Raw genomic sequence first — 13,678 nt, 5'->3', positions numbered from 1 at the left:
GGAGGGAGGGTCTCTTCCGGTGTCGTGGTGGGCGGATGCAGGGCCGGGTCGGCTCAGCGGCCGATGAGCGTCCCGAGGGCGCGGTCGACTGCGGCGAGGTGCTCGGCCATCGCCGCGCTCGCGAGCTCCGCGGACCCCGCCTCGATGGCGGCGACGATCGCGCGGTGCTCGATGTCGGAGGCCCGCTGGCGGTCGTGGGCCACGAGGTTGAGGGTCTCGGACTGGTGGGCGAGCGCCTCGCGGAGTTCCGCGACGACGCTCTCGAAGACCTTGTTGCCGCTGGCCCGGGCAATCAGCCCGTGGAACGAGGCGTCGAGAGCCACCCACGCAGCGGGGTCGTCCTCGACGGACATCTCCTCGATGATGCCCTTGAGGGCGGAGACGTCCTCCTGGGTGTGGCGCCGGGCGGCCAGGGCGGCCGCGGGGACCTCGATGTGCGGACGGGCCTCGGTCAGGTCACGCGCCGAGTAGCGCCCCAGGACGAGGTCGCCGGACGCGCGGGGGGAGACGACGAACGTCCCCCGCCCGGTGTGGGTCTGCGTGAGCCCGAGGGCGGCACAGGAGCGCAGTGCCTCGCGCACCACCGAGCGGCTCACCCCGTAGCGGGCGGCGAGCGCCGCCTCGGAGGGCAGCTTGCTCCCGACCGGGACCCCGCCGGCTTCGATCTCGCCGCGGAGGTCGGCCAGGACCGCCTCGGCCGCGCTGAGCCGGGCGAGGGGCCGGCGCGTGGCCCCGGGCTGGTCCAGCTGTCGAGGTGTCGGGCTGTCGGACAGGTTCACGTCCAGAACTATGGCAGACGTCACAGAGGGCTGTCAAGCCGTGGGCCCGCGACGAGGCCGGGCCCGCGGGGAGGCCCGGCGGGGCCTATCCCCGCGTCAGGGACGGGTACAGCTCGCCCACCGGGACCTCCGCGGGCAGACGGTTCTCGGGGCCGGGCAGGGGGCACGCCCAGGCCTCGTTGTAGGCGCAGCTCGGGTTGTACGCGAAGTTGAAGTCCAGCACGTACAGCGGCAGGTGGGGCTCCGGCGCCGGGTGGGTGCCGCAGTCGTGTGTGGCGTCCACGGCGTCCCGGGCCCCGAGGAACGCGCCCTTGATCGTGTCGACGAGGTAGCGGCCCGCGCCGTAGGAACCGCCTGCACGGCCGGCCGTCGCATCCCGGAACGGCACGAAGACCCCGCCGCCGTAGCCGGCGTGCCGCCAGGCCGCGAGGCTGCCGAGGCCGGGCAGGTCGAACGTGCCGATCCGCACGAAGGGCACGATGCCGTCCGTGCCGGTCCGGACCGGCCGCTCCTGCCCGCGCCCGAGGGGCAGGAGCGGGACCTCGAACCGGAACGCAGGGTCGTAGGGGGCCACGCGGAGGCCAGCGAACGAGGCCCTCTCGTGCGGCAGGAGCGGGGACGCGGGGTGCGTGCCCATCAGCCGGTCCCTGCCGCTGCGCCACAGCGCGTGGCCGTCGCGGGGCGTCGCCGCGGCGCGCACGCGCTCGTAGAGGGAGAACATTCTCAGGCGCCAGTCGGCCACGGCGTGCGGCGGGAGGTCGAGGGCGGCCTCGGACTCGTCCCACTCCACTTCGTCGGCCGCGCCGTCGTCCGCGTGTTCGCGCATGGCGCCACAGTACCCCGGACCGCCTTCGCTAGGGTGGTTCCATGGCACGCCTCGCCCCGGCACTCCTGATGGCATCAGTGCTCCTTGTCACGACGTGCGGCGTCACCGCGTGCGGCGGCGGCTCGACCGGGCCCGTGTGGACCGGCGCCACGTCGGCCTCGGGCGGCCCCTCGGCCTCGGACGGGTCGTCCTCGCCGGGCGCGACGGCGTCCGCCTCCACAGGCGCGGCGAGCACCCCCAGCGGCTCGGCGTCCGCTTCCGGCTCCGGTGGGGCCACGCCGTCGCCCGCTGCCACGAGCGCGGAGTGGAAGACGTACACCGACCCGGGCAAGACGCTCAGCTTCGACCTGCCGGCCCAGTGGATCGTGCAGACTGCCGCGCCTGCCGAGGGAGCCTCCGCCGGCGCGCTCAACATCGAGGTCAAGACGGCCGACGGCGCGTTCGTCGCCGCGCTCAAGACGGGCCTTCCGCTGCCCTCGCCCGCTCCCTGCGACTCCGCGAATGCCCGGTCCTACACCGTCCTCAACAGCGTCCCGGTCGACCTTCCCTTCACGGACGGGCCCGGCGTGATCACGCCGCGCTTCGTGTTCCGCGTCATCCAGGGGTACAAGTTCTTCGGGTCGTTCGGCCTGACCGGTGTGGCCACCGCGGCGCAGGACGGGAAGGCTTGCGAGCTCGTGAACGTCGTGCCGGGACCGCCGGGTGTCGGCGGGTACTCCTTCGCGGACGTCACCGAGGTGACCGCGCCCGCGCCCAGCGCCAGAGTTGCGCCGCTGGCATCTTTCGATAGCCTTGCTCAGGCGTCGGACTACGTGCACACGTCCGCGAAGTTCGCCGACGCCCAGCGCATGGTCATGTCGCTGAAGTTCACCCCGAAGAACTAGTCTCCCTGGAGCCCCATGCAGCGTACTGTCGGCGCCCGTCTCTCGTTCACCACAGCGGCGCGGACCAAGCTTGCCATGGCCATCGCGGTCGCCCGCAACCCGGGCTACGAGTCGCTGGAGGAGGAACTCGTCATCACGTCGGGCGGGGAGCCGGTCGCCCCGCGTGAGCTGCTGGACGGGCACGGCGGCCGCTTCCACGTCCTGGAGCTCGACGAGCCGGCGGAGGTCGAGGTCGAGTACCGTGCGGTTGTGGTCGGCAGCGGCGAGCCCGAGCCCGCCGACGAGATCGAGCTGATCCGGTACGTCCGGCCCAGCCGCTACGCCGAGAGCGACCGGCTCCTGCCGACCTCGTACGCGCAGTTCGGCTCCCTCGGCGGGGCGGAGCTCGTCCAGGCCGTGCGCGAGTGGGTCCACGGCCAGCTGGCGTACGTGAGCGGGTCCTCACGGGGCACGGACGGGGCTGTCGAGACGCTCCTGCACCGGCGCGGGGTGTGCCGCGACTTCGCGCATCTCGCTGTCGCGCTGCTGCGCGCGAAGGACCTCCCCGCCCGGATTGCCGCCGTCTACGCCCCGGGGCTGAAGCCGATGGACTTCCACGCCGTGGCGGAGGCCTACGTCGACGGCGCGTGGCACGTCATCGACCCCACCGGGCTCGCTCCGCGCGGGTCGATGCTGCGCATCACGGCCGGGCGGGACTCCTCGGACACGGCGTTCCTCTCGACCGTCGGGGGGCGCCTCACCCTCAAGCGCCTCACCGTCACCGCCGAGGCCGACGCCCTCCCCGACGAGGACCCCCACCGCCTCCTGCGCCTCGCCTGAGCCCCCGCCTCCCTTGCCGTTTCGGGTACGGGTGTTTCGCCTTCTGGGCGTTTCGGGTACGGCTTTTTCGCCCCTCGCCGTTTCGGGTACGCACGACGGCGGGTGCGAACCCGGCGGTGGCGGCGCGCGGCGTCGTGCGCGGGAGGCGGAAGGGGAGGCGCCTCAGCGCACATGAGACGCCCTCCGGACCCCCGCGAGGCGCCCTGCTGCAGGTGAGATGCCTCCTGGCGATCTCGCCCGCAACAAGCCGTCTCGGACGAGCCCTCGCAGCCACGACCCGGAAGTCGCCGGCGTACCCGAAACGGCGCTGGGCGCGAATTGGCGTACCCGAAACGGGACGAGGCGCGACTTGGCGTACCCGAAACGGCGCCGGGCGCGACTTGGCGTACCCGAAAGGGGAGGAGGCGCGGGGAGGCCGGCGTCAGAGCGGGTGGTTCTCCACGACGCGGGAGCGGAGCCGCGTGGACAGGTCCTGGAGCTCGGAGAGCTCGCCGGGAGTGAGCGCGTCGCCGAAGATCCGCGCGATCTCCCGGACGTGAGCGCGGCCGATCTCGCGCTGGACCCTCTCGCCCTCCGCGGTGAGCCGCACGACGACGCCGCGCCCGTCGCCGGGCGCCGCCTCCCGGGCGACGAGTCCCTGCTTCACGAGCCGTTCCACGAGCCGCGAGAGGCTCGACTGCGCGAGCAGCACATGGTCGTTGAGCTCGTTGAGCCGCAGCCCGCCCGCAGGGCACTTGCTGAGGGTGAAGAGGACGTCGTACTCCTTGATGTCAAGGCTCCCGAACGCGGGATCGCGCGCGAGGCGCCTCATGACGGCGACCTGGGCACGGAACAGCGCCTCCCAGGCCTCGGCAGCCTCGCGCACCGTCGGGGTCCGGTCGCCCGGGTCCGGCACTGCGGTCACGAAGGCGAGCCCGGCGCTGCTGCGGTCGCCCCCTCCGGCGCGGCGCCGTCGTCGGACGCAGCGTCCCGCGCGAGCCTGGCGGCGACCCGGGCGGCGTGCGTGGGGGCTTCGGGGACGTCGGCGGGACGGCCCTGCGCGAAGCCGGCCTTCAGCTCCGGGAGCACCTCTCCGAGGAGGTCGAGCTGCTCCAGGACCGTCTTGAGCGGGAGGCCGGCGTGGTCGATGAGGAAGAGCTGGCGCTGGTAGTCCCCGAAGTAGTCGCGGAAGGCCAGCGTCTTCTCGAGGAACTCCGTCGGGCTCCCGACGGTCAGCGGCGTCTGGGCCGTGAAGTCCTCCATGGAGGGGCCGTGCCCGTACACGGGGGCGTTGTCGAAGTAGGGGCGGAACTCGCGCTTGGCGTCCTGGGAGTTCTTGCGCATGAAGAACTGTCCGCCCAGGCCGACGATCGCCTGGTGGGCCTTGCCGTGGCCGTAGTGCTCGTAGCGCTCACGGTAGAGGTTGATGAGCCGGATGTAGTGCTCCTTCGGCCAGAAGATGTTGTTGGCGAAGAAGCCGTCGCCGTAGTACGCGGCGAGCTCGGCGATCTGCGGCGTCCTGATCGAGCCGTGCCACACGAAGGGCGCAACCTCGTCGAGCGGCCGGGGAGTCACGGTGAAGTTGTGCAGCGGCGTGCGGAACTTGCCGCTCCACGTGACGGTCTCCTCGTCCCACAGCCGGCGCAGGAGGGCGTAGTTCTCGATGGTGAGCTCGAGCGCGTCCTGCGGGTTCTTGCCGAACCACGGGTATACCGGCGCCGTGTTGCCGCGGCCCAGCACGAGGTCCGTGCGGCCCCCCACGAGGTGCTGGAGCATGCCGAAGTCCTCGGCGATCTTCACCGGGTCATTGGTCGTGATCAGGGTCGTGGTCGTGGAGAGGATGAGGTTCTCGGTCTGCGCGCCGATGTACGCGAGGAGCGTCGTGGGCGAGCTCGGGTAGAACGGCGGGTTGTGGTGCTCGCCCGTGGCGAAGACGTCGAGGCCCACCTCCTCGGCGTGCTTGGCGATCTTCACGATGGCCTGGATGCGCTCGCCTTCGGTGGGCATGTGGCCAGTCGTGGGGTCGAGCGTGACGTCGCCGACGCTGAAGATTCCGAACTGCATGGGGGGAGACCTTTCCTCGGGTGCCAGCCAGTCTAGCAAGATATATGCGTTTGCATCTATCTGAACCGGTTCCGGTGCCCATTCATTCCCCGGGCCGACGTCGGCGCGCCGCCGGCCCCGCGGTCAGCGTCAGCCTTCGGCGGCCCGCCTCCCGGACACCTTGGGGACCTGGCCCGTGGTCCAGTCGCCGCCCGGGGCAGCGGGGGAGGGCGCCGCGGCGTCGGGCGCGGCAGGGGCCCGCCTGAGGTCGCGGAGCAGGCGACGGCGCTCGAGCCGTCCCTCGACCAGCCGGTAGAGCACGGGGACGAGCACCAGCGTCAGCGCGGTCGAGGACACGAGCCCGCCGATCACGACGACGGCGAGCGGCTGGGCGATGAACCCTCCGCCCCCGGTGAGCCCGAGCGCCATCGGCGTCAGCGCGAAGACCGTCGCGAGGGCCGTCATGAGGATGGGCCGCAGCCGCTGGCGCGCGCCCCGCTCGATCGCCTCGGCGAGGTCCAGCGCGGGCCTGCCCAGCCCGGACCTGCGGTACTGGTTGATCAGGTCTATGAGCACGATGGCGTTCGTCACCACGATGCCGACCAGCATGAGCATGCCGATGAGGCCCGGAAGGCCCAGGGGGATCCGGGCCAGGAGCAGCGCCGCGATCGCGCCCGTGGCGGCGAACGGGATCGAGACGAGGAGGATGAGCGGCTGGACGAGGCTCTTGAACGCGGCCACCATGATCACGTACACGATCGCGATCGCGGCGAGCAGCGCGAGCCCGAGCTGCCGGAACGACTCGGCCTGCTGGGCGCTCGCCCCGCCGACGCTCGCCGTCGCGCCGCGCTCGAGGCTCAGCCCCGAGATCCGGCGCTGCACCTCGGCGCTGACGGTGCCCAGGTTCGTGTCCTTCGGCGAGACCGAGACGGTCGCGGTGCGCTGGCCGGACGTGCTCGTGACGGTCACCGGCACATCCGTCTGCTCGACCGTGGCGATGGCCCCGAGCGTCAGGCCGCCCGGCGCCCCGGGGATCGGCAGGTTCCTCACCGCGTCGACGCTCGCGAACGGCGTCCCCCGGCCGATCCGCACCGGGTAGTCAGTGGTGCCGAAGCGGATGGTTCCGGCGGGCACGGGGCTTGCGGTGGCAGCAAGGGCGCCGGCGACCTGCTGCTCGTTGAGGTTGGCCGCGGCCGCCTTGGCCCTGTCCACCCTCACCTGGACGACCGGCTGACCGGCGGCGAGGTTGCTCGTCACGTCGGTGGCGCCGGGCACATCCGCGAGGGCCTTGAGCACCTCATCGTTGGCCGCGGAGAGCGATTCGGCGTCGGGGGCCTTGACGGTCACGTCCACGGTCGACGACGTCCCGAACCCGCCCTGCTGGCTCCCCACCGTCACCTTGCCGACGCCGTCGAGGCGCCCGACGGCGTCGCGCACCTGGTTCTGGAGGGCCTCCTGGTTGCGGGACTCGTCGGTGATGACCGTGAAGGTGGCGCTCGAGGCACCCGCCGAGAGGAAGGCGCCGAAGCCGGTGGTCGAGTTGCCGACCGTGGACTGGACCGTCTGGATGCCGTCGGTGCCGCGCAGGAGGCCCTCGACGCGCTCTGCCGCCGCTCCCGTGGCCTCGAGGCTCGTCCCGGGCGGCATCGTCTGGCGCACGGTGAAGGAGTTCTCCCCGGTGCCGGAGAGGAGGTTGGTCTGCAGGAGCGGCGTCATGGCGAAGGTGCCCACGAGCACGAGCACGCCCGCGACGAGCGTGATCACGGGGTGCCGTTGGGTCGTGCGGAGGATCGGGAGGTAGCCGCGCTGCAGGACCGAGGACTTCTCCTTCTCCTGGGCCTCGGCCCGCGCCTCGACGGCACTCGTGGCCGCCGCGGGACGGTAGCCGAGGAACCAGTAGGCGAGCACGGGGACGATCGTGAGCGAGACCGCGAGCGAGGCGAGCAGCGCGATCGTGATGGTGAGCGCGAACGGCCGGAACAGCTCGCCGGCAAGGCTGCCCACGAAGGCGATCGGGAGGAACACGGCCACGGTCGTCAGCGTGGAGGCCGTGACGGCCCCGGCAACCTCGCGCACCCCGGCGAGGATCGCCGTCGTCTTCTCCTCTCCGTACCCCAGGTGCCGCTTGATGTTCTCGATGACCACGATGGAGTCGTCCACGACGCGGCCGATCGCGATCGTGAGCGCGCCGAGGGTGAGCAGGTTCAGCGAGTACTTGGTCGCGTAGAGCCCGATGAACGTGATGAGCAGCGACAGCGGGATCGAGACCGCCGTGACGAGCGTCGAGCGGACCGAGAGCAGGAAGACGAGGATCACGAGCACCGCGAAGCCGAGCCCGAGCAGGCCCTCCGTGGTCAGATCCTTGATGGACTTCTCGATGAACGGCGCCTGGTCGAAGACGGTCGTGAGGCGCGCGTTCGAGCCGAGCTCCGCCTCGAGCTGGGGGATCAGGTCGCGCACCGCGTGGGAGATGGCCACGGCGTCGCCCTCGGGCTTCTTCGTCACGGAGATCGCGAGGGTGGGCTTGCCGTCGGTCCTCGTGATCGAGGTCGCGGGGTCGTCCTCGAGGGCCACGGCGGCGACGTCGCGGATCACCGTCGGGGTCTTGGCCCCCGTGAGCGGGAGGCCGGCGACGGCGTCTGGGGAGTCGAGCGGGCTGCCCGCCTGGAGGGAGAGGGTCTTGCCGTCGCCCTGGACCGTGCCGATCGGTGTGAGCGCGCCGTTGTTCTGCAACGCCGTCCGGATGGCGCCCGCGTCGACGCCCCGGGCAGCCAGGGCGGCAGGGTTCGGGGTGATCTGGAGGTGGCGGGTCGCGCCGCCCGTGACGTCGGCACCGCGGACGCCCGCGATTTTCTGTATCTTCGGCACCGCCACTTCGGCGAGCTGGCTGTTAAGCTCGCTCAGGGACTTGTCGGAGGAGGCCGCCAGGAACACGATCGGGAAGTCGGAGATGCTTCCCGCCACCGGCTGCGGGTCGACGTCGGAGGGCAGCTGCCGCTTCACGGTCGAGATCGCGCGGTCCACCTGGTTGCGCGCCCGGTCGAGGTTCGTGCCGTAGGCGAAGGACAGCCGGATGGTCGACACCCCGGTGCGGGAGGTCGAGGCGGAGCTCTCGAGTCCCTCGACCGCCTGGAGGGCCCGTTCGAGCGGCTGGCCCACCTGCCTGTCGACCACTTCCGGGGAGGCGCCCGGCATCGAGGACACCACCGTGAGCTGGGGGAACTCGATCGACGGGATGAGCTCCTGCTTGAGGCTGCCGGCCGTGATGACGCCGAATACGGAGGCGAAGACCGTGATCAGGGCGATGAGGGCCCTGTTCGCCATGGAGAGCGTAGCGAGGCGGAACATGGGGGCCTCTTCGTGTCGGGTGGGCGGAACGAATGGGTGCTCAACGGCCCGCGCCCCGAAGGGGGACGCGGGCCGTCGGGCGAGGCTACTTGGCGGGCGCCGCGAGCTGCAGCGCGGCAGCGGTGCTGGCCGCGACCTCCGCTGCGAGCTCGGGGTGCTCGTCGAGCTTGACGCCGTAGCCGGGCATCATCTCGCGCATCTTGGGCTCCCAGCCCTTGAAGCTCTTCGGGAAGCAGCGCTGCATGAGCTCGAGCATGATCGGCACGGCGGTCGAGGCGCCCGGGGAGGCCCCGAGCAGGGCGCCGATGGAGCCGTCGCGCGCGGTGATCACCTCGGTGCCGAACTGGAGCACGCCGCCCTTGGCGGAGTCCTTCTTGATGATCTGGACGCGCTGGCCTGCCGTGATCAGCTCCCAGCCCTCGGACGACGCCTCCGGGAAGTACTCCCGCAGCGCTCCGATCTTGGACTCGCGGCTCTTGGCGACTTCCTTGACCAGGTAGGCCGTGAGGTCCATGTTGTCCTTGGCCACCGCGAGCATCGGGATGATGTTGCTGGGCCGGATGGACAGCGGCAGGTCCCAGAGCGAGCCGTTCTTGAGGAAGTTCGTCGAGAACCCGGCGTACGGGCCGAACAGCAGCGAGCGCTGGCCGTTGACGTAGCGCGTGTCGAGGTGCGGGACGGACATGGGCGGCGCGCCGACGGACGCCTGGCCGTAGACCTTGGCGTTGTGCTGGAGGGCAACGCTCTCGTCGGTGCTGCGCAGGAACTGGCCCGAGACCGGGAAGCCGCCGTAGCCCTTGCTCTCCGGGATCCCGGAGGCCTGCAGGAGGTGCAGGGCACCCCCGCCGGCGCCCACGAACACGAACTTCGCATGGATCCCGCCGCGCTCGCCCGAGGCGAGGTGCTTGGTCGCCACGCTCCACCCGCCGCGGGAACGCTCGAGGTTGGTGACGTCGGTGCCGTAGTTGACCTCGACTCCGCTGTTCTCGAGGAACGTCACGAGTTCGCGGCTGAGCCGTCCGAAGTCGACGTCGGTGCCCTCCGGGACGCGGGTCGCAGCGACACGGCCCTCGCCTCGGCCGTTCATGACCAGGGGGGCCCACTCGGCGATGGTCGCCGGGTCCTCGCTGTACTGCATCGACGAGAAGAGTGTGTGCTTGCTCAGGGCCTCGTAGCGGGTGCGCAGGAAGTCCGAGTGCGCGTCGCCGATGACGAAGCTCATGTGGGGCACGGTGTGGATGAAGGACGACGGATCGCCGATGCTGCCGTCGTTCACCAGGTGGGACCAGAACTGCCGCGACAGCTGGTAGCCCTCGTTGATGCTGAGCGCCTTCGCCGGGTTGACGGAGCCGTCCTTGGCCTGCGGCGTGTAGTTGAGCTCGCAGTAGGCCGCGTGGCCGGTGCCGGCGTTGTTCCAGGGACCCGAGCTCTCGAGCCCCACCTCGTCGAGGCGCTCGAAGAGCACAATGCTCCAGCTCGGTTCCAGCTTCTTGAGGAAAGCGCCGAGGGTGGCGCTCATGATGCCTCCGCCGATCAGAACGACGTCGGCAGATCGGGTAGTGGAAATGAAGGTCACGGATGTCTCCCTGCGCAAATGGACCAGAGGCAGAATATCCCTCGTCTGCGCTGTTCGCTAAATCCTTCGGTGCGCCTTAGTCAAGACCCGTCGGCCTACTTTTTCAGCCGCACGCGGTTGAACGTCTCCGCGAGGACGGGAGACGTCGGGTAGCTCTCGACGCGCGGCGAGGTCGCCACGCCGGAGATCGGGTACGCGATCGGGACCGCGGGCGCCGTCCCCGCGAGCTGGGCGTTGATGCTCTGGTACGCGTCGGCGCGGTCCTTGCCCTCGGGGAGCTCCCGGGCGCGGTCGATCTTGCTGAAGAGCTGGGCGTCGAAGTAGCCGAACTCGCCGGTCTTCGCCCCGAACAGTGCCGAGAGGAAGCCGTCCGGGTCGGCATAGCCGCCGTTGATCCCGAGCAGGTGGAGGGCGTGGTCGCCTGCGGTCGTGACCCGCTGGAGGTAGCCCTCGGACCACTGGATCGGGACGGGCTTGATGGCGAGCCCGACCGTCGTGAGCTGGGCGCTGATCTCGGCGTAGATCTTGGCCGGGGAGGGCATGTACGACCGGCTGGTGTCGAGGGGGTAGGCGAAGGCGAGCTCCTCGCCCTTGTAGCCGGCCTCCGCGAGGAGCCGCTTGGCCCGTTCCGGGTCGTAGCCGGGGAAGTTCGCAGAGCTGTTGAAGCCGGCGAGGCGCGGCGGGATGAACTGCCCGGCCGAGGAGGTGTCCTCGAGGAAGAACCGCCGGATCACCGCGTCCTTGTTGATCGCCATGGCGATGGCCTGGCGGACCTTCTCCTGCTGCAGCGGCCCGACCGCCTGGTTCATCCCGAGGTAGAAGACGGAGAACGGGTCACGCCGTGCGATGGGGAAGCCCGCGCGCACGAGCGGCTCGACGGCGTCCACCGTGAGCGGGTCGAAACCGTCGATCCGGCCGGCCAGGAGGGCCTGGACGCGGCTCTGCGCAGTGTCATAGACCGCGAGGGTCAGCTTGGCGATCTGTCCCCGCTCGCCCCAGTACTTCGGATAGCTCGCGAGTTCGATCCGGTCCGGTGCCTGCGCGGTGAACGAGAACGGCCCGGTGCCCACCGGGTGCTGGCCGTAGCGCGAGAGCCGGCCGAACGAGGCGGTCTGGTCGAGCGTGTCGGCTGTCCCGGCGGCGAGGGCCGCAGGTGAGGAGATCGCGAAGGCCGGGGTGGTCAGGGCGCGGAGGAGTGCCGTGAACGGACGGGTGAGGTCGATCCGGACCTGCGACGGGGACAGGACGGTGCAGGCCTTGAACACGGAGAGGGACGCCTGGTCCGCGTGGGCCTTGAAGACATGGGTGAACCCCATGGTCGGATTCGCCGCCCTGAACTCGGGGGTGAAGGCGAACCAGCGGTCGAAGTTGGCCTTGACGGCGGCTGCATCGAAGGCGGTCCCGTCGTGGAATGTCACCCCTTCCCGCAGGGTGAACGTGTAGGACATGCGGTCGCTGCTCTCCTGCCACGAGGTCGCGAGCGCGGGGGAGGGCTCCGAGGTCGTCGGGTCCGCGGCGACGAGCCCTTCGAGGACCTGGCGTGCGATCCGCCACGACTCCAGATCGGAGGTCACCGCTGGATCGAGCGACGACGGCGGCGACGGCACAGCGAACGTGAAGGTCGCCTGGGGCTCGGCTGCGGTCGGCGCCGCGCTCGCGGAGGGGTCGGGCGAGGGGCTGGGGGTGCAGCCTGCGAGGACCACGGCAGCTGCCGCGCCCGCGAGGACGCTCCTTCGTGAGATGCTCCCTGCCACTGTCCGCCTTTCCTGCGCCCGCCCCCCGTTCTCGGCCCGCGCCCAGCCCTCGGGATGCAACGTATGAGTGCGCGAGGAGGGACTTGAACCCTCACGTCCGAAGACACAGGAACCTAAATCCTGCGTGTCTGCCAATTCCACCACTCGCGCGGGGCCCCGCCGCGGCGGGGCACTGCGTCAGTCTACCGGGCTGATCTTCAGATCCCGGTGGAGCTTTGCGACGTGGCCCTTCGCCCGCACGTTGTACTGGGCCGCCTCGATATGCCCGTCAGCACCGATCACGAACGTGCTGCGGATGAGGCCCTGGTAGACGCGCCCGTAGTTGCGCTTCTCGCCCCACGTGCCGTAGGACTCTGCGACGCGGTGGTCGGTGTCCGCGAGGAGGGGGAAGCCGAGCTCGTACTTCGCCGCGAAGCGGCGGACGGCGTCGGCAGGGTCGGGCGAGACCCCGACGACGGCGAGGCCCGCCGCTGCGAGGCCTGCGAGGCTGTCGCGGAAGTCGCACGCCTGCTGCGTGCACGCCGGCGTGTCGACCTGGGGGAAGAAGTAGAGCACCGTGCGCCGGCCCGCGAAGTCCGCGAGCGACGTCGTGCCTCCCGCCGAGTCGGGGAGGGAGAAGACGGGGGCGGGGTCGCCGGCTGCGAGGCGGATTTCGGGTGAGGAGCTGATCACCGGGACAGCCTACTCGGCGGCTGCCGGAGAACGCCCCAGAGGGGTGATGCGGCTCACCCGTTTTCGCCTGGTTTTCGATTTCGCTTTTCCCCGGGGCTCGTGTAGAGTTTCATGTCGTTGCGGGGCACGGAGACGGGCCGAAAGCGACCGGCAAGCCGGTCGCTGTGAACGCAGCAGGCCAGCGCCTCTAGCTCAACTGGCAGAGCAATTGACTCTTAATCAATGGGTTCCGGGTTCGAGTCCCGGGGGGCGCACAGCAGCCCCTCCCCCTTCCGCCTCGTGCGGATCGGGGAGGGGCTTTTCTGTTCCCTGCGGTCTGCCGCCGACTCCTTCCAGGATCACGTCCGCCACGAGTCCAGGCAGGGTGAACGGTACGAAGTGGTCGCAGTCCAGGATCCGCACGTCCGAGACACGCTCCCTCGCCCGGACCCAGGGCTGCTCGCCGTTGAAGGCATCGCGCCGTCCCAGCAGCACCGTGGTCGGAATGCGCATCCACGCCGCCGCGGGAACGGGGTCCGAGAGCGTCCGTCGCGTCACGGGCCGGCGGGGATTCGCGTCGAAGTGCGCGCGGACCTCGGCAGAGAACCCTGTTCCCTCGTCATGCCACCAGCCGCCCCGTGGGACGAACCGGCCGTCCTCGTGCCAGAGGTAGTCCGGGCTGCCGTCGAAGAGCGTCCCGTCGCGCGGCCGGGTGTGGATGGGCTGGGGGACCGACGAGACGAGGACGAGTCGGGAGACGGCCTCGCCGTCGGCTGCGATCGAGACGGCGTCGCAGCCGTAAGACCAGCCCACGGCGACCGCGGGGCCGTGGCTGCCTGCCGTGCGGATGGCCTCACGCACCGCCTCGGCGTCGTCGAGGAGCCCAGCGCCGGCCAGACGGTGGGACGGCAGGTCCGGGACGACCACCTCGACACGGCGCGCTTCGAGGAGTTCGCGGACCCAGTGCCAGTCGGCCGGGCATCCCCACATGCCATGCACCAGCACGGCGCTCCGGGGAC

Annotated in this window: 11 protein-coding genes and 2 tRNA genes; 3 read left to right on the top strand and 10 right to left on the bottom strand. The window is 71.0% G+C overall.

What is annotated here, in order from left to right; all coding sequences use genetic code 11:
* Window positions 1-53: 53 nt before the first annotated feature.
* Complete coding sequence (locus CGQ25_RS09320) at window positions 54-779, bottom strand: FadR/GntR family transcriptional regulator (RefSeq protein ID WP_369802207.1); 726 nt, start codon at window positions 777-779, stop codon at window positions 54-56.
* 85 nt (window positions 780-864) lie between these two features.
* A complete protein-coding gene (locus tag CGQ25_RS09315) occupies window positions 865-1,605 on the bottom strand; it encodes a DUF1684 domain-containing protein (protein ID WP_208709072.1) in 741 nt (246 codons plus the stop codon).
* A 41-nt stretch (window positions 1,606-1,646) separates the two neighbouring features.
* On the opposite strand from CGQ25_RS09315, the gene CGQ25_RS09310 reads away from it, so the two are divergent.
* Both CGQ25_RS09310 and CGQ25_RS09305 read left to right on the top strand, forming a co-directional pair.
* A complete protein-coding gene (locus CGQ25_RS09310; RefSeq protein WP_208709070.1) occupies window positions 1,647-2,489 on the top strand; it encodes a hypothetical protein in 843 nt (280 codons plus the stop codon).
* A 15-nt stretch (window positions 2,490-2,504) separates the two neighbouring features.
* Window positions 2,505-3,308: a transglutaminase family protein gene (locus CGQ25_RS09305; protein WP_208709068.1), complete on the top strand. Its 804-nt coding sequence runs from the start codon at window positions 2,505-2,507 to the stop codon at window positions 3,306-3,308.
* A 421-nt stretch (window positions 3,309-3,729) separates the two neighbouring features.
* Here CGQ25_RS09305 and CGQ25_RS09300 read toward each other — a convergent pair whose 3' ends face one another.
* The 7 genes from CGQ25_RS09300 to bcp form a co-directional block, all read right to left on the bottom strand.
* The gene (locus tag CGQ25_RS09300; RefSeq protein WP_369802328.1) at window positions 3,730-4,203 is read right to left on the bottom strand and encodes a MarR family winged helix-turn-helix transcriptional regulator; all 474 of its coding nucleotides are present in this window, start codon (window positions 4,201-4,203) and stop codon (window positions 3,730-3,732) included.
* Window positions 4,204-4,208: 5 nt separating this feature from the next.
* On the bottom strand, window positions 4,209-5,351 hold the full coding sequence (locus tag CGQ25_RS09295; RefSeq protein WP_208709066.1) for a CE1758 family FMN-dependent luciferase-like monooxygenase: 1,143 nt from the start codon (window positions 5,349-5,351) through the stop codon (window positions 4,209-4,211).
* A 129-nt stretch (window positions 5,352-5,480) separates the two neighbouring features.
* The gene (locus CGQ25_RS09290; protein WP_208709064.1) at window positions 5,481-8,678 is read right to left on the bottom strand and encodes an efflux RND transporter permease subunit; all 3,198 of its coding nucleotides are present in this window, start codon (window positions 8,676-8,678) and stop codon (window positions 5,481-5,483) included.
* An 85-nt stretch (window positions 8,679-8,763) separates the two neighbouring features.
* Window positions 8,764-10,254 carry a malate:quinone oxidoreductase gene (locus tag CGQ25_RS09285; protein WP_208709062.1) on the bottom strand — a complete coding sequence of 497 codons (1,491 nt, stop codon included), beginning with the start codon at window positions 10,252-10,254 and terminating at the stop codon, window positions 8,764-8,766.
* Window positions 10,255-10,349: 95 nt separating this feature from the next.
* On the bottom strand, window positions 10,350-12,008 hold the full coding sequence (locus tag CGQ25_RS09280; protein ID WP_208709060.1) for an ABC transporter substrate-binding protein: 1,659 nt from the start codon (window positions 12,006-12,008) through the stop codon (window positions 10,350-10,352).
* Window positions 12,009-12,076: 68 nt separating this feature from the next.
* A tRNA-Leu gene (locus CGQ25_RS09275) sits at window positions 12,077-12,158 on the bottom strand.
* A 27-nt stretch (window positions 12,159-12,185) separates the two neighbouring features.
* Window positions 12,186-12,680: a thioredoxin-dependent thiol peroxidase gene (gene bcp / locus CGQ25_RS09270; RefSeq protein ID WP_255405219.1), complete on the bottom strand. Its 495-nt coding sequence runs from the start codon at window positions 12,678-12,680 to the stop codon at window positions 12,186-12,188.
* 181 nt (window positions 12,681-12,861) lie between these two features.
* Between bcp and CGQ25_RS09265 the strand changes: the two genes are divergently transcribed.
* A tRNA-Lys gene (locus tag CGQ25_RS09265) sits at window positions 12,862-12,934 on the top strand.
* Here CGQ25_RS09265 and CGQ25_RS09260 read toward each other — a convergent pair.
* Window positions 12,900-13,658, bottom strand: a complete 759-nt coding sequence (locus tag CGQ25_RS09260) for an alpha/beta fold hydrolase (RefSeq protein ID WP_255405768.1) — start codon at window positions 13,656-13,658, stop codon at window positions 12,900-12,902. The genes CGQ25_RS09265 and CGQ25_RS09260 overlap by 35 nt on opposite strands.
* Window positions 13,659-13,678 lie beyond the last annotated feature (20 nt).

The sequence above is a fragment of the Sinomonas sp. R1AF57 genome (genome assembly GCF_002224485.1).
In the GTDB taxonomy this organism is placed as follows: Bacteria; Actinomycetota; Actinomycetes; order Actinomycetales; family Micrococcaceae; genus Sinomonas; species Sinomonas flava.
The sequence above is the reverse complement of the archived record's forward strand: the minus strand, read 5'-3'. Positions and strand labels throughout refer to the sequence as shown.